The 17,686-nt window shown below is 55.7% G+C and carries 15 protein-coding genes and 2 rRNA genes (1 of these 17 running past the window's edge); 5 read left to right on the top strand and 12 right to left on the bottom strand.

Features of this window, described 5'->3' with window-relative positions; translation table 11 throughout:
• Positions 1–10: 10 nt before the first annotated feature.
• From JYB85_RS00290 to JYB85_RS00275, 4 genes are all read right to left on the bottom strand, one after another.
• On the bottom strand, positions 11–3,127 hold the full coding sequence (locus JYB85_RS00290; RefSeq protein ID WP_207380574.1) for a hybrid sensor histidine kinase/response regulator: 3,117 nt from the start codon (positions 3,125–3,127) through the stop codon (positions 11–13).
• On the bottom strand, positions 3,124–4,077 hold the full coding sequence (locus tag JYB85_RS00285) for an ABC transporter substrate-binding protein (RefSeq protein ID WP_207380573.1): 954 nt from the start codon (positions 4,075–4,077) through the stop codon (positions 3,124–3,126). The genes JYB85_RS00290 and JYB85_RS00285 overlap by 4 nt, the downstream gene beginning before the upstream one ends.
• Positions 4,074–4,988, bottom strand: a complete 915-nt coding sequence (locus JYB85_RS00280; protein ID WP_207380572.1) for a GGDEF domain-containing response regulator — start codon at positions 4,986–4,988, stop codon at positions 4,074–4,076. Before JYB85_RS00280 ends, JYB85_RS00285 begins: the two co-directional genes overlap by 4 nt.
• A gap of 451 nt (positions 4,989–5,439) precedes the next feature.
• Entirely contained in the window at positions 5,440–6,849 is a 1,410-nt protein-coding gene (locus tag JYB85_RS00275) for an aldehyde dehydrogenase family protein (RefSeq protein ID WP_207380571.1), read from the bottom strand.
• 156 nt (positions 6,850–7,005) lie between these two features.
• On the opposite strand from JYB85_RS00275, the gene JYB85_RS00270 reads away from it, so the two are divergent.
• The gene (locus tag JYB85_RS00270) at positions 7,006–7,572 is read left to right on the top strand and encodes a hypothetical protein (protein WP_207380570.1); all 567 of its coding nucleotides are present in this window, start codon (positions 7,006–7,008) and stop codon (positions 7,570–7,572) included.
• Here the strand turns inward: JYB85_RS00270 and JYB85_RS00265 are convergent.
• From JYB85_RS00265 to JYB85_RS00250, 4 genes are all read right to left on the bottom strand, one after another.
• Positions 7,569–8,762, bottom strand: coding sequence for a BaiN/RdsA family NAD(P)/FAD-dependent oxidoreductase (locus JYB85_RS00265; RefSeq protein ID WP_207380569.1), 1,194 nt, complete (start codon positions 8,760–8,762; stop codon positions 7,569–7,571). The two genes, JYB85_RS00270 and JYB85_RS00265, sit on opposite strands and share 4 nt — an antisense overlap.
• A 93-nt stretch (positions 8,763–8,855) precedes the next feature.
• On the bottom strand, positions 8,856–9,872 hold the full coding sequence (gene gpsA, locus JYB85_RS00260) for an NAD(P)H-dependent glycerol-3-phosphate dehydrogenase (protein ID WP_207380568.1): 1,017 nt from the start codon (positions 9,870–9,872) through the stop codon (positions 8,856–8,858).
• A gap of 5 nt (positions 9,873–9,877) precedes the next feature.
• Complete coding sequence (gene secB / locus JYB85_RS00255) at positions 9,878–10,357, bottom strand: protein-export chaperone SecB (RefSeq protein WP_207321492.1); 480 nt, start codon at positions 10,355–10,357, stop codon at positions 9,878–9,880.
• Positions 10,358–10,561: 204 nt separating this feature from the next.
• A complete protein-coding gene (locus JYB85_RS00250) occupies positions 10,562–10,996 on the bottom strand; it encodes a rhodanese-like domain-containing protein (protein WP_207321491.1) in 435 nt (144 codons plus the stop codon).
• Positions 10,997–11,225: 229 nt separating this feature from the next.
• Here JYB85_RS00250 and gpmM point away from each other — a divergent pair, with 229 nt between their 5' ends.
• From gpmM to JYB85_RS00230, 4 genes are read left to right on the top strand one after another with little or no spacing between them, the layout of a single operon-like run.
• The gene (gene gpmM / locus JYB85_RS00245; protein ID WP_207380567.1) at positions 11,226–12,767 is read left to right on the top strand and encodes a 2,3-bisphosphoglycerate-independent phosphoglycerate mutase; all 1,542 of its coding nucleotides are present in this window, start codon (positions 11,226–11,228) and stop codon (positions 12,765–12,767) included.
• Between the two features lie 9 nt (positions 12,768–12,776).
• Positions 12,777–13,913: a murein hydrolase activator EnvC family protein gene (locus JYB85_RS00240; protein WP_207325099.1), complete on the top strand. Its 1,137-nt coding sequence runs from the start codon at positions 12,777–12,779 to the stop codon at positions 13,911–13,913.
• Positions 13,914–13,943: 30 nt separating this feature from the next.
• Positions 13,944–15,128 carry a S41 family peptidase gene (locus JYB85_RS00235; protein ID WP_207380566.1) on the top strand — a complete coding sequence of 395 codons (1,185 nt, stop codon included), beginning with the start codon at positions 13,944–13,946 and terminating at the stop codon, positions 15,126–15,128.
• A gap of 17 nt (positions 15,129–15,145) precedes the next feature.
• On the top strand, positions 15,146–15,901 hold the full coding sequence (locus JYB85_RS00230) for a divergent polysaccharide deacetylase family protein (protein WP_207380565.1): 756 nt from the start codon (positions 15,146–15,148) through the stop codon (positions 15,899–15,901).
• On the opposite strand, the gene JYB85_RS00225 is transcribed toward JYB85_RS00230, so the two are convergent.
• The 4 genes from JYB85_RS00225 to JYB85_RS00210 form a co-directional block, all read right to left on the bottom strand.
• Positions 15,876–16,331, bottom strand: coding sequence for an Rrf2 family transcriptional regulator (locus tag JYB85_RS00225; protein ID WP_207323046.1), 456 nt, complete (start codon positions 16,329–16,331; stop codon positions 15,876–15,878). The two genes, JYB85_RS00230 and JYB85_RS00225, sit on opposite strands and share 26 nt — an antisense overlap.
• A gap of 13 nt (positions 16,332–16,344) precedes the next feature.
• On the bottom strand, positions 16,345–16,596 hold the full coding sequence (locus JYB85_RS00220) for a YkgJ family cysteine cluster protein (protein WP_207380564.1): 252 nt from the start codon (positions 16,594–16,596) through the stop codon (positions 16,345–16,347).
• 187 nt (positions 16,597–16,783) lie between these two features.
• Positions 16,784–16,899 (bottom strand): 5S ribosomal RNA (rrf, locus tag JYB85_RS00215).
• 130 nt (positions 16,900–17,029) lie between these two features.
• Positions 17,030–17,686, bottom strand: a 23S ribosomal RNA gene (locus tag JYB85_RS00210) (it continues 2,236 nt past the right edge of the window).

Below are 17,686 nucleotides of genomic sequence, written 5' to 3'. Positions count from 1 at the left end.
GCGCGCCAGCTCACACCCTGTCTTCCTGACACTGGCATGCCACCAGGGTGTCATCCAGGATCTGCAGAAACTCGTCCTGGGCCAGGGACAGTATGTCCCGTTGCCTTTCCCTGGCGGCCACCTCCATGCGTCTGGCCATATTGGCCAGGGGGGTCATGCCCAAATTGGCCGCGGCCCCCTTTATGGAATGTGCACTGGCTCGAATGCCGGGAAAATCCTGATCGTCCATCGCCTGGAGAAAGGCCGCCCTGTGGTGACGCATTTCATCAACGAAGACCGCCAATATCTCATTGAGCAGGCCCGGGTCTCCGGACATCAGCTTGAGCATGGCCTCCCGGTCAAACAGGGCCCCCTCCCGGGTCTGGGGTGCGTTGGATTCGGCGACCTTGGGCAAAGGCATACCGCCAAGCCAACGGCCCAGTACCTGACGCACGACCGACATAATCAGCGGTTTGCAGATGTAGTCGTCCATACCTGACTCCAGACAGTGTTCGCGGTCGCCCTTCATGGCGTTGGCGGTCATGGCGATGATCGGAATATGGCGCCAGTGTTCGCCCACCTCACCACGGCGGATCATCGCCGTGGTCTGATAACCGTCCATGGCCGGCATCAGGCAATCCATCAACACCGCCTGAAAGTGCCCCTCATTGCTCAGTTGCAGCTTGTCGAGCGCCTCCAGACCGTTGACGGCCAGATCGGCCTCCAGTCCCAACTCATGCAGCAAGCCCATGGCCACCATCTGATTAACCCTGTTGTCCTCCACCAACAGCACCCTGGGTTGGCCGGCGACCACGGGAATATCGTCATTGCCACCGTCCCGCAATGGTTCCGGCAGCTCCTCCAGTCCCAACCAGGCCATCAGCGAGAACAGGGACAAGGGCCTGCACAGTACCGCCACGTGGTCCTTGTTGGCGCTGGGCAACAACTGCAAATGCTGCTCGTGAGACACCACAGCCAGACTCTTGGTTGCCTGATCACAGGCCAGTGAAGTCAGCCACTGTATTTCTTCGGAGACCGGACTCTGGGGAGGCAGGCTGTAAATAAAGCCCTTGGCCCGGCTCAGTTCGGGGCTGGCCGCCACGGTTTGCCTGCCCGGCAACACCTTCACGTCGGCACCCCAGGATTGCAGCAACTCGGCCAGCACTGTCTCGTTGGCCCCGCAATCCCCCCCAAGCAGCAACAGTCGCCCCTGCAATTCGGGGGGCCAATGCCTGTCGGCGGGCGTTTCGCTCACCGCCAACAGCACATTGAATTCGAAGGTGCTGCCCACGTGTTCAACACTGCTGGCACGAATGTCCCCCTGCATCAACTCACACAGTCGCCTGGCAATGGACAACCCCAGGCCGGTGCCGCCAAAGTGGCGGGTGGTAGAGCTGTCGGCCTGGGTGAAGGGATTGAACAACTGGGCCAGCTTGGCTGCGGGTATGCCTATGCCGGTATCTTCTATGGCTATCCTGACCCTGACTTGCTTGTCCGTCTCCGCCTCACTGCTGACCCGAATGGCTATCCAACCCGCCTGAGTAAACTTAATGGCATTGCCCACCAGGTTAAACAGTACCTGCCGCAAGCGCCCCGGGTCGCCAAGCAACCAGCGGTGACCAACGGCGGTGACATCGAGCAAGAGGTGCAGCCTTTTTTCTTCGGCCTTGAGGGCCATGGGCTGCACAAATTCGTCCAGCAATTGGATCAGGTCAAAACGCAGGGTTTCGATTTCAAATTTCCCCGACTCAATCTTGGAAAAATCCAATATGTCATTGAGCAGGCTCAGGAGTGACTCGGCGCTCGATGAGGCGACATCCACATAGTGCTGTTGCTGGGCCGACAGTTCGGTGCGCGCCAAAAGACTGAGTATGCCTATGACCCCATTCATTGGCGTGCGGATCTCATGACTCATACAGGCGAGGAAGTCCGCCTTGGCCCGGGCGGCCGACTCGGCCTTCTCGCTGGCCTCGGACAGGGCCAGGTTATGGAACTCCAGCTCCCTGGCATAGTTTTCTATCTTGAGTTCGTTAAGCTTGATGGCGGTGAGATCTTCGATACAGGAAAAGAAACCAACCACAGTGCCGCTGGCGTCCACATCCGGCATGTAGGTCACCTGCACGAACTGGGTCTGCCCCTGTTCATTGGTCGATTCGGTCTCGAACTCTTGTCTGCGACCCGCCAAGGCCTGCAGCTGATGAGGCCGCACCGTCTCTTCCAGCTCAGGCGGCAAGACTTCGGCCACCTTTTTGCCCAGCACTTCGTCTTCGGTTTTCTGCAGCAGCTGCAGGTAGCGACTGTTGATAAAACGGTAGCGCCGCTCGGCATCCACGTAGGCCAATTGCACCGGAATAACGTTGATCACGCTGTCGATATAGCGGCGGGAGTCCTCCAGCTCCTGCTGCTGTTGCAACCGTTCACGGATTGCCGCGTTATAACTTTCCACCAGCAGACCAAATTCATCCTTGTTATCCAGGCTGAGGGTGTGTTCTGTGCCATGGGCGGCGATTTGCGATGCAATCCGACCTATGGGTTTAAGTACGTACTTGCGCTGGGTGTAGAGGTTTATCAACAACAGGAGCGCAAAGCCCAGCAGCTGGATGGCAATGTAGTCCACCAGCTCTTCCATGGCTTCGCTGCGGATCGGCTCCGGGTCGTAGCCGATAAACACCACGTAGGGCCGCAGACGCTGCACTTCGGGTGAGATCAGATACACCAACACCGCCTGAAATATCTGACCCTCTTTCGAATAGCGCTGCTGACCGGAAGCCTCGCCCGTTACGCTGCGCACCAATCCCTGACTGTCGCCATCCAACACCCGCTCCATGGGCTGGCTCTGATGCTGGATATGATTGTCGGCCACTATCTCCAGGGTGTCGGCATTGATGATAGACAGTTGGAATATGCTGCTGCGGGCAGCCAATGCGCCGGCAACCCGTTGCATATTGGCTTGATCGGCCTGGGTTTCCAGCGCCAGATTAAGCGCCCCCACCAGATCCGTGAGTTCAAGATCGGCCTGACTGCGAATACGCTTATCGACCTCGTTCAGGTAATAGAGGCTGACAAGCAGGCACACCAGCAAGGCACAGAACAGGGTCGCGAGGTTAAGCTTGTAGGCGATGCTTTCCCGCGGCATCAAGGACATCATTGGCTCGCCCCTCCACCAATAAAGAGATACGGCAGCTTGTCACAGGTCCCGCTAACGGCCTGGATCCGTGTCAGGGTGTCGCATACAGAGCCAAGCATGCCCCTGAGACGCTCCCTATCGGCCAACAGCTGCTGCTGCGACTCACTTGTCAGCAAGGCCAAGCCATTCAGGGAGGCATTAAACTCGGCAGCACTGATTCCTTCGCGCCTGGCCATCAGTGCGTTGGCCTCCTGCGGATGGCGCATGTGGTATTCCAGGGCTTTTTGCCAGACATTCTGCAACTTGGCCGGGAAATCAGGCGCACGCCGCAGCAAGCTCTCGGACACAGACACTATGTCCAGAACCTCACCGGGAATTTCCCGGGTCGAGAATAATTGTTGCATGCCTTCATGTTTGAGTAAGGCAATGGAATATGGCGGGTAGGTGACCATGGCGTCTATGGTTCCCGCCGCCAATTGGCGATTACCATCGCCCTGCTCGACATTGATCACCTTAACGTCATCCAGAGTCATACCATTGGCCATCAAGGCCCGGGCCAGAATATAAATACCGAGAGAACTGACTTCGCACCCTATGGTTTTGCCTTTCAGCTGAGTCATAGAGGTAAAGTGCTCCGGTGCAACTATCAGGTCCGCACCGGCGGAATAATCGGCCAGCAAGGCAATCTTCAGTGGCTTGCCCCCAAGCATGGCCACTTGCACCGCTTCGATGAGAGTGCCGGTGAACCCATCCACACCACCGGCAAGGTAGGCGCGCTGGGCATCCGACAGACTCGCCACCTGCACCAATTCCAGCTGCAGCCCTTCTTCGGCAAAGTAACCCTGCTGCTGTGCCAGATACAGCAACTCATAACCGGGCCAGGGATTGATGGCAATCACGACTTTGGTGGCCGGTTGCCCGCCACAGGCGGCCAGCCAGCACAGGGTAAGCAACAGCCATAGCCGCTTCACAGGGATGGCTCCTCAAGCAGCACGGATGTGTCATCCCCTGCAACGACCACGCAATTGCGCCCCCGGGATTTGGCCTGGTACACGGCCTGGTCGGCGCGTTTCAACCAGTATGAAAAGTCCGGATGTTTGGCATTGGCCTGCACGACCCCCAGACTACAGCTGACCTTGAGTCCCGCGGGACACATGTCCACAATCAAATGCAGCAACCTTTGACTGCGATAAGTTGCGGCCTCCAGGGCACAGTCCATCAAGATGACGAACTCCTCGCCCCCGATCCTGGCCACCACGTCCTCGCGACGGGTATTGGCCTTGAGCAAGGCGGCCAGCTGTTGCAGCACCATGTCCCCCTTGTCATGACCGTGCTCGTCATTGATCTTTTTGAAATGATCGACGTCGATCATAACCACCGACAGATGACTGCTGTGACGGCTAACCTTGGCCAGCCGCTGCTCCGCACTCTCCAGCAAATAGCGGCGGTTATAGAGTCCGGTCAGCTGATCGTGCAGCGCCATAAATTGCAGCTTGTCCCTGTGCTGTTTGAGCTGCACATGGGTCGACACCCGTGCCCGAACTATGGCCGGCCTTATGGGTTTGGTAATGTAATCAACGGCCCCCAGCTCCAATCCCTTCTGTTCGTCCTCATCGGCATCCTTGGCGGTAACAAAAATAACCGGAATATCCGCCGTCACGGGATCGGACTTCAGCAGTCGGCACACCTCGTACCCATCAAGCACGGGCATGATCACATCCAGCAGGATCAAAGAAGGTAGAGGGTAGCGGCGGGCTTCACGCAGGCAGTCGTGGCCATTGCTGGCCTCGCGGATCTGGTACAACCCCTTGAGGCATTGGGCCATGACCAGATTATTAGTGCGCACATCATCAACTATCAAAACGGTCTGGAGTTCGTCCATGATTGCCCCTGAGGCCACGGTTATGCGGCCATTCTTCCATTAATGACTTAAACAGGTAACGTTAGTGTAGCAGCTGCTCCAGACTTGGTTGCAGCTGTGCCCCCACTATGCACAGATGATTCAAAGACAGGGATAACGGGTTAGCAGACTTATAATATTTGGGACTTGGTCCTGCATGAGCCGAACCAGACCAGAGAAGTGGTAAATAAAAAACTGCATTCAGCCCTGGTCTGTCTCTTTGGTCACAAAGTACCAAGACAACCGCAGCATAAGTGAAGTATGAGACAGACTCCTTTGTGCCTTAACCCCGGATGCCTGCGACGCAATCTTACCGCGCAGATTGCACTATTCCGCTGACAAATCCCTTAGTTTACGCCCAGTTCAAACAGTGGAAGGAAGCGCAGGTTGCAGATAGTTGCTGCCCACGCCCCTCAACTCTTATGTATCCAGCTTATTTGAAAGTGTGTATCACCTGGGGCTGGACAAACTCCTTGAGTCCCTCGATGCCAAAGGCCACGCCAATGCCGGATAATTTGCAACCGCCAAAGGGGGCATTGGGCGCCACCTGGGCATGGCTGTTAAACCAGACGGTGCCGCACTGCAGGCGATTGGCCGTGGCTGCCAATTGTTGTGGATCCTTGCCCCACACAGAGCCGCCCAGACCGCAGACGTTGGCATTGGCCTGCGCGATGGCATCGTCCAGATCGCGATAACGGATAATAGGTAATACAGGACCAAATTGCTCCTCATCCACCAGAGGACTGCCCTGCGTCAAACCGGATACCAAGGTGGGCGGATAGAAATATCCTGGCCCCTGCAGTGGTGTGCCGCCACAATGCACAGTGGCACCCCGGGCTTTGGCGTCATCTACCAAAGCACAGATGCGCTCAAACTGCTTTTGGTTCTGGATGGGACCGAAGGTCACGCCAGGCTTCATACCATTGCCCACCACCTGGCTCTCAGCCAGCTCAACCAGTTTGGCGATCAGGGCATCGTGCAAGGATTCGTGCACATACAGGCGTTTGAGCGCCGCGCAGGTTTGGCCCATATTGATAAAAGCCCCCTGGAAGATGCCCATGGCAATCTCGCTCACATCGGCATCTGCCAGCACTATGCCAGCGTCGTTGCCGCCCAGCTCCAGTGTCAGTCGCTTAAGGTCACGGGCGGCTGTGCGCATGATGGCCTGGCCCGTGGGAATAGAGCCGGTAAAGGCCAATTTGTTGATACCGACATGGCCAGCCATGGCCGCTCCCAGTTCGGCGCCGCCGCAAACCAGATTGATGACGCCGTGGGGCAACAGAGGGCTGATAAGCTCCACCATACGCATTGTGCTCAATGGCGTCAGCTCTGAGGGCTTGCACACCAAGGTATTACCTGTTTTCAGCGCCGGAATGATATGCCAGATGGCTATCATCAGTGGCCAGTTCCAGGGAGTGATGGAACCCACCACCCCCAGTGGCTTGTAATGCATGGTGACTCGTTTGGCATCGCTGTCTTCCAGCACTTCATCTTCCAGCACCATGGCCGCCGTGGCCCGGGTCCAGGCAATAGCGCCTCCCAGTTCAAAACGAGCCAGATCCATCGGTTTGCCTTGCTCGGTCACTATCAGCATTGCCAGCTCTTCGCTGTGCTGCTCCAAGGTATCGGCGATCGCGTTGATCAGGGCGCTTCTTTGCTCATCCGGGCAATACTGCCACTCCCGAAAGGCTGCCCGGGCGGAGTCCACGGCTTGGTCCAGTTGTGCCAAGCTGGCCGCAGGGCACAGGGCGGCCACTTCTCGGGTGGCCGGATTAAGGACAGCAAAGGGCTTGCCCTGACCTTCAACTTTCATACCATCGATTAGCAGGGAAAAAGTGTTCATAGCTGGGGCATCCATTCAGGCTTGTTAGTGGACACAATGCTATCGCAACATACGAATAACATAAGTTGCGCCAGATCAAGGGGAGGAAAGACAAAAGCTGGCAAAGTGCCACCCTGACGCCGTGGGCGACGACAAGTCTGATCATTTGGAGTCACGATGAGTTATCTTGAGTTTGTTGTTCAGTTCCCTTTTGTGTCCGCCATGACACAGTTCGCCCTGCTGGGCACCTTGGGCGAGGCCCTGGCATGCTGTGCCGGCGAGCGCCGCCTGTACTGGCCCTTTCCTCTGGCAGCCAGCGCCAAGAAGGCGCTAATTTGGATTGTGCTGGCGCTGCTAATCAAGCTGGCCTTTATCGGTTTTCCAGGTTTTGTTGGCAACTTGCTGGATTATTTTGCTGTGGCATCTCCCGGGACTTTGGGTTTTGCCTTACTGCTCTCGGTTGCCATTAATTTGCAATTTGGCCCCCTGTTGGTGATCCTGCATCGCTGGTTAGATAACCTGGCGGCAGGCATAAATGACTGGCAACATCTGGATAAAAGCCTGCTCTCTCTGCTGTGGTTCTGGATCCCGGCCCATACACTGACCTTTATGCTGCCAAAACCCTATCAGATAGGTCTGGCAGCCCTCTGGTCGCTGGCGTTGGGGCTACTCCTTGGGCTGAACCGGAAAGCAGCCCCAGACTCAGTAAGGACTGGGACTAATCCCAGCCATCAGCCGTACTAAACCACCTCGCCGGCGGCGTAGCCCGAACTCCAGGCCCATTGGAAGTTGTAACCACCCAGCCAACCGCTGACATCCACCACCTCACCGATGAAGTAGAGTCCGGGTTGCTTGCGGGCTTCCATGGTTTTTGACGACAGCTCATCGGTATCGACCCCACCCAGGGTGACTTCAGCGGTGCGATAGCCCTCGGTGCCGCCGGGCTGAATGCGCCAGTCGTTGAAATACTGTTGCAGAGATTCAATCTCCGCCTTACCCAGCTGGTTCAAAGCCTTGTCCGGCAGCGCCCCCATCTCCTGCAGAACCTCCACCAAGCGCTTGGGCAAGAGTCTGGCCATGGCGTTGCGCAGGCTGAGTTTGGGGGACTCGGCACACTGCTCCTTCAGCCAGGATGTCAGGTCCGTGTCCGGTAACAGGTTAAAGCTGATGCTTTCACCCGGCTTCCAATAGGACGAGATCTGCAATACCGCCGGACCGCTGAGCCCCCTGTGGGTAAACAGCAACGCCTCGCGGAAGGACTTTCCACATTGGGCCGTGGCCACCACAGGCAGACTGATGCCGGACAACTGTTCGAAGTTGGCCTTGTCCTGGGGTTGCAGGATAAAAGGCACCAGGCCGGCACAGGTGGGCAGGACATTCAAACCAAACTGCTGCGCCAATTGCAGACCGAAGGGTGTGGCCCCCAGCTTGGGCATGGACAGGCCCCCGGTGGCAATCACCAAAGACTCACAGCTCAGGTCTCCCTGACTGGTGAGCAGCAGGTAACCGCCCTCCTGCGCCTGCACATTCAGGATCTCGGTACGCAACTGGATCTTGACCCCTGCCCAATCGCATTCTGTGGTCAGCATGTCCACTATGTCCTTGGCCGAGTCATCACAGAACAACTGGCCCAGGGTCTTTTCGTGAAAGGCGATGCCGTGACGCTCCACCATGGCGATAAAGTCCCACTGGGTAAAACGCGCCAGCGCCGACTTGCAGAAGTGAGGATTGCGGCACAGGTATGCTGCGGGTTCAATATTGAGATTGGTGAAGTTACAGCGACCACCGCCGCTGATAAGGATCTTGCGTCCCAACTGCTTGGCATTGTCGAGCAAGAGCACATCACGGCCACGATAACCGGCGGTAAGCGCACACATCAATCCGGCAGCGCCTGCGCCTATGATGATGACCTGGTGATGTTTGACTGCTGACATTGGATTTCCCGGCAAATGGACCACTGGGCCTCAACAAAAGGCCATAAAAAAAGGACGCTATTTTAGCATCCTTTTTCCCCTGTCGAGCGGCTTTTATTCGCCCTTGGTTTCGGACTTTTTCTCCCTGGCCAGCAGCTCCTTGGCCGCCTCCAACGGGGATTTATCCTCATACAGGACCTGATAGATTTGCTCGGTAATCGGCATTTCTACCCCCAGGCGATGGGCCAGGGTATAGACTTCCTTGGTGTTGCGGTAACCCTCAACCACCTGACCAATTTCGGCCTGCGCCGTCATAACGTCAGAGCCCTTGCCCAATGCCAAACCAAAGCGGCGATTGCGGGATTGGTTGTCGGTACAGGTCAGCACCAGATCGCCAAGACCGGCCATGCCCATAAAGGTGGCACTTTGGGCCCCCAGAGCTTCGCCCAAACGGCTCAGCTCCACCAAGCCACGGGTGATCAGCGCGGTACGGGCATTGGCACCAAAGCCGATACCATCGGACATGCCTGCGCCAATGGCGATCACATTCTTAACCGCACCGCCCAATTGCAGACCGATAAAGTCATCGTTGGCATAAACCCGCAACCGTTTGGGGCTGTGCAACAGCTCCACCAAATCCTGGGTAAATACCGGATCCGTTCCAGCCACGGATATCGCCGTCGGCAGGCCTGCGGCCAGCTCCTTGGCAAAGGTAGGCCCCGACAGCACCGCCAAAGGGAAGGCATCGCCGAGAATATCCCGGGCCACGTCCTGCAACAGTCGACCGGTTTCCGGCTCCAATCCCTTGGTGGCCCAGACGATGCGGGCATCGCTGCGCAGTAAAGGCTTGGCCTGGGTCAGCACGTTGCCAAACACATGGCTTGGCACCACCACCAACACATTGTGGCTTGCTTGCAGAGCCTTGCCGAGATCCGCCTCCAACTGCAGGCAATCCGGAAAAGCAATACCGGGAAGGAAGGTTTCGTTACAGCGCGCCTGCTGCAGGCGTGCCACATGAGCGGGATCATGGCCCCAAAGCAGGGTCTTGTGTCCGTTACTGGCCAGAGAAATGGCAAGGGCGGTGCCATAAGAGCCCGCCCCCAGTACCGTGATATCGGCAGTGTCTTTCATTTGCGTTACGCGTTTGCTTCTTCGGCCGGAGCTTCTGCAGATACACGCTGTTGCACATACTGGGCAAACAGGGCATCGAAGTTAACCGGGGCCAGGTTCAGCTGTGGGAAGGTACCACGGGCAACCAGGCTGGCCACTGTCTCGCGGGCATATGGGAACAGGATGTTGGGGCAATAGGCACCCAGAGAGTGAGCCAGTTGTGGCTCGCTCAGGCCGCTGATGGAGAAGATACCGGCTTGTTGAACTTCACACAGGAAGGCAGTTTCATCACCGTTCTTGGCAGTCACAGTCACAGACAACACGACTTCATATACGTCATCGGCCAACTTGGTGCTGCGGGTATCCAGATCCAGCTTCACCTCTGGGCTCCATTCCTTCTGGAATACGCCAGGGCTGTTTGGCGTTTCGAAAGACATGTCCTTGGTGTAAACGCGCTGGATGTTGAACTGTGGGGCTTGTTGTTCGTTATTTGCTACTTCAGCCATAATTTCCTACCTATCAAAAAGTTGAATCGGCTTTTTCATTGAAAGCCAGTAATTTTGGGCCCGACTGCCTGAAATCCTTTGGAACTCAAACCATCCCGGGTGTTTGATCTCGTCCGCCAAAAAACCGCTTAGCCCTTTGCCGATCACAGGATCCGAATGCCGAATGGGAACCGCCGTTTAAACCTGGAACCCATCGCCGACCGCTTATCTTTTGCTTTTTGAAACAGGCATATTGGCTGCCTGCCAGTCACCCATACCACCCTTGAGATTAAACACTTGCTCAAAACCTTGTTTAACCAAAAGCTGAGCCGCTTGAGATGAGGTCATGCCAGCGTTGCATACCAATATAATGGGGCTGGTCTTGGCGCTTTCAAGGGCGGAGAGTTGATTATTTTTAATCTCAGCCATGCTGATGTTAAGCGCATCCACTATGTGGCCCTTACGGAAATCCTCTTTACCGCGCACATCCACTACCTTGGCCCCTTGCTTATTGACCAACTGCACCAGCTCCTGATGGCTGATGTTTTTGACCTTGGAAGTGACTGATTTGAATACGCTGACGATCAGCGCCATAAACAAACCGGCCCAGGCCAGACTCAACATGGGGTTGCTGCGAAAAAACTCGATATATTCTTGCATGATGTTAATTAAGGTCGCTGTCCAATAACAATTGAGGGCTCAGAGTATACCACCGACATGGCAGAATGCAGCATCCCGCACCCGGGCAAACCCCGTCGGCGTCACAAAAGCCGTCCGCGCTCGCATTAGGGGCAAATGCCTTTGTCCCACCCCTGCAGTCGTAGTAGTATTTGAGCAATTTCCGATTCTGACGCTTCTATAACTTTCTCAATCTTGAAGGTACACCACCATGACAGCAAAACGTCCTCTGGCATTATTGATCCTGGATGGCTGGGGTTACCGTGAAGACACCGCCAGCAATGCGATTTTTCACGCTAACACCCCGGTTCTGGACCAGCTCAATGCCACTCGCCCCCATGGGCTGATTTCCGGTTCCGGATTTGACGTCGGTCTGCCCGACGGCCAAATGGGCAACTCCGAAGTAGGCCACATCAACCTGGGTTCAGGCCGTGTGGTCTACCAGGAGCTGACCCGCATCTCCAAGGCCATCAGCGATGGCGAGTTTGAACACAATCCGGCCCTGTGCCAGGCGGTAGATGCCGCCATTGCCGCCAACGGCGCCGTGCACATTATGGGCCTGTTGTCGCCCGGTGGCGTACACAGCCACGAAGAGCATATTGAAGCCATGTGCCGCATGGCCGTGGCCCGCGGTGCCAACCAGGTATTCCTGCATGCCTTCCTCGATGGCCGAGACACGCCGCCGCGCAGCGCCAAGAGCAGTCTGGCCCATTTCAATGAGCTGTTTGCCGAACTGGGCACAGGCCGCATTGCCTCCATCGTCGGTCGCTATTACGCCATGGATCGCGATAACCGCTGGGACCGCGTGTCTCAGGCCTATGAGTTGTTAACCCAGGGCAAGGGCAAATTCGAATTCACCAATGCGGTCACCGCACTGGAGGCGGCCTATGGTCGTGATGAAAATGACGAGTTTGTTGCAGCCTCAGCCATAGTGCCAGAGGGTGAGTCAGCCGCCGTGATGAAGGACGGTGATGCACTGATTTTCATGAACTTCCGCGCCGATCGCGCCCGCCAAATCAGCCGCAGCTTCATCAATGCCGATTTTGACGGTTTTGTGCGTCAACATACGCCCAAGCTGAACTTCGTGATGCTGACCGAATATGCTGCCGACATTAAGGCAGCCGTGGCATTTCCATCAGAAGATCTGGTCAACACCCTGGGTGAAGTGCTGCAGAACCGCGGCATGACCCAGTTGCGGATCTCCGAAACCGAAAAATATGCCCATGTCACCTTCTTCTTTAACGGCGGCAAGGAGCAACCATTCGAAGGGGAAGACAGGATACTGATCAATTCTCCCAAGGTGGCAACCTACGACCTGCAGCCGGAGATGAGTTCCGCCGAACTGACAGATAAACTGGTAGAAGCTATTGAATCTACTAAGTATGATGTCATTATCTGTAACTACCCCAACGGCGACATGGTGGGTCACACCGGCAACTTCGATGCCGCGGTCAAAGCCTGTGAAGCGGTCGACGCCTGTCTGGGACGGGTGATTGATGCCCTGGCCAAGGTGGGCGGCGAATGCCTGATCACTGCAGACCACGGTAATGCCGAGCAGATGCAGGACCCGAGCACTGGCCAGGCCCATACAGCCCATACCAGCGAATTGGTGCCCTTTATCTATGTGGGCCGGGATGCTGAAATTGCCACCGGTGGTCGCCTTAGCGATGTGGCCCCCACCATGTTGGCGCTGATGGGACAGGAAATTCCGGCAGAAATGACCGGCAAGCCCTTAATCACTATCAAAGAGTAACCAAGACACTTGAGCACTTTGCGTTGGTCGAAAGCCGGCATACTTGCTGGCTTTCTTGTATTGTCACTGCCCCTCCAGGCCGCGGATCTGGAGCGGCGGCAGTCTGAGCTGAAAGCCATACAGGCACAGATCAGCCAACAGCAAAGTGCCCTCAAGAGCACCGGCAAGCAACGGGAGCGCCTGATTGCCCTGTTGAAGCAGGATGAGAAGGCCATCGCCGATGCCGCAGGTGCCATTAACCGCACCCAGGGTGAATCGGCCAAGGTGAGCACCAAGCTGCAACAGCTGAAGCAACGCAGCGAGCAACTGGAACGCCTTAAACAAAGCCAGCAACAAAGCCTGTCGAAGCAACTGGCCAGCGCCTATCTCGCCGGCAGCCACGATTACAGTAAGATGCTGCTCAATCAGCAGAGTCCGGCGACGATCGAGCGGATGCTGGCCTATTATCAATACCTCAACAAGGCCCGCATCAAGGCCATAGACCAGCTGAAGCTGACTCTGGACGAATTGCAGCAGGTGCGCAGCCAGCAATTGGATGAACAGTCCCGCCTGGAGCGCCTGATAGTCGAGCAAAAAGATCAGGCCAAGCGCCTGGGCGCCGAGCAAAGTCAGCGTCAGCTGACGCTGAACGAGCTGCAAAAGACCCTGTCTGAGCGCGGCGCCGAACTTGAGCAGCTGCAAATCGAAGAGGCCAGCCTCAAGCGCGTGGTGGAAGAAGCCCTGCGTGCCGCCAAGGAAAGCCCGTCGATGAAGGGGCTGGCGAGCCAAAGAGGTAAACTGGGCTGGCCCACCAAAGGCGCGCTGAATGTCTCCTACGGCAGTACCCGCTCGGGCCAAATCAAGTGGAAGGGCGTTATGCTCGCCGCCCCCGAAGGCCAGAATGTGTTTGCCATTGCGCCGGGTAAGGTGATCTTTGCCGACTGGCTGCGTGGCTTCGGTATGGTCATGGTGGTGGATCACGGCGAGGGTTACATGAGCCTTTATGGCCACGCCCAGGCACTGCTCAAGGAAGCCGGTGACACGGTTCAGACGGGCGATGCCATTGCACTGGTTGGACGTTCGGGTGGACAAACCGAGCCTGGCCTATACTTCGAAATAAGGCATAAGGGGCAAGCCGTCGATCCGGCAGGATATTGTCGTCGGTAAAGCGGGCCCCGCCAGTCGAAGGGGGCCCCCATGTCACAACTGTTACGTTACCTTGGCGCCCTGGTCCTGGGATTGACCTTGGGCCTGTCCATCAGCCTTACCGGGCAGGAACATGTTAAATCGTTCGGCAGCCAGTACAACTACCCCTTGTTACTGGACATCATGGATACGGTGGAAACCTATTATGTTAATCAGGTCGACAGGGACGAGCTGATCCAGGCCGCCATCAAGGGCATATTTGATCATCTGGATCCCTATTCGGGATATCTGGACAGGCAACAACTCATCAATTTACGCGACGCCAACCACGGTGAATATTACGGCTTTGGTTTCGAGGTCGCGTCCGGCAATAGCGAACAGCTCAACATTATTGCCCCCTTTCCGAACTCCCCGGCAGCAAGAGCCGGGATATTGGCCGGCGACCGGATACTGAAGATCAATGACAAGTTGGTCAGCAGCCTGGATCTCAATGTTGCCCTGTCGGAAATTCGCTACCACAGCATCAACAATCTGGCGTTGGACCTGGAACTGCAACACAACAATGATGATCAGGTTTTCGCCGTAACCCTGACCCCTGAAACAATTCAGGTGAAATCGGTAGAAGGAAAATGGTTGAGCGGCAGCATTGGTTACATCAGGCTCAGCAGCTTTCAAGACAACACTGCCGAAGACATGATGGCCCAACTGCGGCAATGGCGGGGGCAGGCCATGAACGGATTGGTATTGGATTTACGCAATAATCCCGGCGGGTTATTGGACCAGGCCATCAAGATTGCGGATCTCTTTCTGGCTAAGGGCAGAATAGTGTCCACCGAAGGACGTTTCTTCGACGCCAATTCCGACTATTTTGCCTCGCCGCAGACCATGGTCGGCAACATCCCGATCATGGTGTTAATCAACAAGGGTTCGGCCTCGGCTGCCGAAGTATTGGCAGCGGCTTTACAGGACAATGGTCGCGCCACCCTGATAGGCGAAACCAGTTTCGGCAAGGGCACGGTACAAAGCCTGATCCCGACCCTGGGAACGGACAGCGCGATTAAACTGACCATAGCCAGGTACAACACTCCCAATGGCCGCGACATCCACGCCAAAGGGATTGAGCCTGATATCAGCATCAGTGGCCAACCAGGTCCACTGATATCTATCAACAATAAGGAAACAGAGGTTGACCTCGGCTTGGATTCGGCAATAGCATTGATTACAAATCATAAATAATCACAAGCTATTACTTCGTGCGCTTAATTTTCGTTTTCTTGTTGCTTGCGACAGGCTTGACCTCGGCCCATGCCGGGCAATTGGCCATCATTATAGATGATATAGGTTATCGTCAGACCGACACGGCGGTGTTAAGCCTCCCCCCCGAGGTGACACTTTCGGTGCTGCCCCATACCCCTTTGGGTAAGAAATTGGCTCAGCAAGGCCATCAAAAGGGCCACGAAATTATGTTGCACCTGCCAATGCAGGCACTCAATGGTGATACGCTCGGCCCGGGTGGACTGACCAATCAGATGTCAGAAAGCCAATTCAAGCAACAAGTGGCCCAGGCCATGGACAGTGTTCCCTATATCAAAGGGGTCAATAACCATATGGGCAGCCTGTTAACCCAGTTGCCAGCCCCCATGTCCTGGCTAATGGAAATGCTGAAAAGTCGTGAACTCTATTTTATCGACAGCGCCACCACCAAATTCAGCCGTGGCGAAGAGATGGCCGAGCAACGGGGAGTGCCGTCACTCAGGCGTCAGTTATTCCTGGATAACGACATCAGTCATAAGGGATTGGAAAGACAATTCAGGCAACTGCTGGAGTTGAGCAAGGGGCCGGGTATGACAGTTGCCATAGCCCATCCACACCCGACGACAGTCGCGTTTCTTAAGGCCAACTTGCCGTCCTTGAGCAAAGAGGGAATAGACTTAATTCCAGCATCCCAACTGCTGCCCTTGGCCTTGGCGCGAAAACAGGGAACTAACCCAACTGCAGCACTGAAATAGTGGGATCAGGCAGTAATTTCATCAGCTCATCCCCATTGCTGACTATGTCGGCCAGACTGTGACGGTCAAGCACAGCTAAATAGGCTGCAACAGCGGCACCCAGCACATTACGCAATTGGCAAGCCGGGGTCAAAATACAATAGGGTTTGGCACAATCCACCGGTGCCAGCGAATGCTCCAGCGTACGAACCAATTGCCCCAGATTAATGTCTGCACTGGGGCGGGCCAATCTGAACCCACCGGCCTTTCCCCTGACGGTTTGCAAATAGCCGCTTTTTCCCAAGTGATGGATGATTTTGGAGACATGGTTTGGTGAGAGCTCAAAGACCTTGGTCACCTCGGCGATACGGAATAACTCCTGGCGTTCGGGCTGCACCGCCATATACATCAGGATCCTGATGCCATAATCTGTATAACGGGTCAATTGCATGGTCACCTGCCATTCATTGCGTGAGTTGTTCCAGGGATGTGATCAGCCAGATAGCTTCCTCGGCAGAGGTTCCACAGACATCAGCCGTGGCCGAAAACGCCAGACAGACCCTTGGGCGCTCGGGTGCTCCGAATAAACGGCAGAGATTATCGTCCGTCAATTGAATACAGCGCACACCCGCAGGCTTGCCTTGGGGCATACCGGGTATGGGAGTAGAGATTGACGGGGCAATACAACAAGCACCACAACCTAAACGACAGTCCATCCAGCCTTCCTGATTATAACCAATTAGGTACAAGTGCCCATGCAGGCGACGCAATTTTGCCAGCTGAAGCACGCTTTTGAAAGCCGATTTCACGTGGAAGACAGCAAAGCAAAAAAGGCCACCCGCTTTGGGTGGCCTTTTCGACTCTGTTTGATTTCACTTTTCAAAGTGGAAACCAGAATTAGGCGTCTGGCGATGACCTACTCTCACATGGGGAGACCCCACACTACCATCGGCGCGATTGCGTTTCACTTCTGAGTTCGGAATGGGATCAGGTGGGACCACAATGCTATTGTCACCAGACAAATTTGTTCTGACCGGCTAAAGGAAGCCAATCAGGTAATTTGGAAAGCTGCTGCTCTTACGAGCTTTGAGTCTCGACTTCAATCAAGTTTGGGTATTTCAAGCAAAACGTAAAACCCATCTGGGTTGTATGGTTAAGCCTCTCGAGTCATTAGTATCAGTTAGCTCAACGCCTCACAACGCTTACACACCTGACCTATCAACGTCCTGGTCTCGAACGGCTCTTATGTGGACTCTAGGTCCAAGGGATGACTCATCTTGGGGCTCGCTTCCCGCTTAGATGCTTTCAGCGGTTATCGATTCCGAACGTAGCTACCGGGCAATGCCATTGGCATGACAACCCGAACACCAGCGGTTCGTTCACTCCGGTCCTCTCGTACTAGGAGCAACTCCCCTCAATCATCCAACGCCCACGGCAGATAGGGACCGAACTGTCTCACGACGTTCTGAACCCAGCTCGCGTACCACTTTAAATGGCGAACAGCCATACCCTTGGGACCGACTTCAGCCCCAGGATGTGATGAGCCGACATCGAGGTGCCAAACACCGCCGTCGATATGAACTCTTGGGCGGTATCAGCCTGTTATCCCCGGAGTACCTTTTATCCGTTGAGCGATGGCCCTTCCATTCAGAACCACCGGATCACTATGACCTACTTTCGTACCTGCTCGACGTGTCTGTCTCGCAGTTAAGCTGGCTTATGCCATTGCACTAACCGTACGATGTCCGACCGTACTTAGCCAACCTTCGTGCTCCTCCGTTACTCTTTGGGAGGAGACCGCCCCAG

The organism is Shewanella sedimentimangrovi (assembly GCF_017354965.1).
GTDB lineage: Bacteria > Pseudomonadota > Gammaproteobacteria > Enterobacterales > Shewanellaceae > Shewanella > Shewanella cyperi.
This window is presented reverse-complemented; position numbering and strand designations above follow the sequence as displayed.

What these genes read in the sequence shown, in the direction of transcription:
- JYB85_RS00290 (WP_207380574.1), bottom strand. Translation starts at nt 3,127, where the DNA reads ATGATGTCCTTGATGCCGCGGGAAAGCATCGCCTACAAGCTTAACCTC.
- JYB85_RS00280 (WP_207380572.1), bottom strand. Translation starts at nt 4,988, where the DNA reads ATGGACGAACTCCAGACCGTTTTGATAGTTGATGATGTGCGCACTAAT.
- JYB85_RS00275 (WP_207380571.1), bottom strand. Translation starts at nt 6,849, where the DNA reads ATGAACACTTTTTCCCTGCTAATCGATGGTATGAAAGTTGAAGGTCAG.
- JYB85_RS00270 (WP_207380570.1), top strand. Translation starts at nt 7,006, where the DNA reads ATGAGTTATCTTGAGTTTGTTGTTCAGTTCCCTTTTGTGTCCGCCATG.
- JYB85_RS00265 (WP_207380569.1), bottom strand. Translation starts at nt 8,762, where the DNA reads ATGTCAGCAGTCAAACATCACCAGGTCATCATCATAGGCGCAGGCGCT.
- gpsA (WP_207380568.1), bottom strand. Translation starts at nt 9,872, where the DNA reads ATGAAAGACACTGCCGATATCACGGTACTGGGGGCGGGCTCTTATGGC.
- secB (WP_207321492.1), bottom strand. Translation starts at nt 10,357, where the DNA reads ATGGCTGAAGTAGCAAATAACGAACAACAAGCCCCACAGTTCAACATC.
- JYB85_RS00250 (WP_207321491.1), bottom strand. Translation starts at nt 10,996, where the DNA reads ATGCAAGAATATATCGAGTTTTTTCGCAGCAACCCCATGTTGAGTCTG.
- gpmM (WP_207380567.1), top strand. Translation starts at nt 11,226, where the DNA reads ATGACAGCAAAACGTCCTCTGGCATTATTGATCCTGGATGGCTGGGGT.
- JYB85_RS00235 (WP_207380566.1), top strand. Translation starts at nt 13,944, where the DNA reads ATGTCACAACTGTTACGTTACCTTGGCGCCCTGGTCCTGGGATTGACC.
- JYB85_RS00225 (WP_207323046.1), bottom strand. Translation starts at nt 16,331, where the DNA reads ATGCAATTGACCCGTTATACAGATTATGGCATCAGGATCCTGATGTAT.
- JYB85_RS00220 (WP_207380564.1), bottom strand. Translation starts at nt 16,596, where the DNA reads ATGGACTGTCGTTTAGGTTGTGGTGCTTGTTGTATTGCCCCGTCAATC.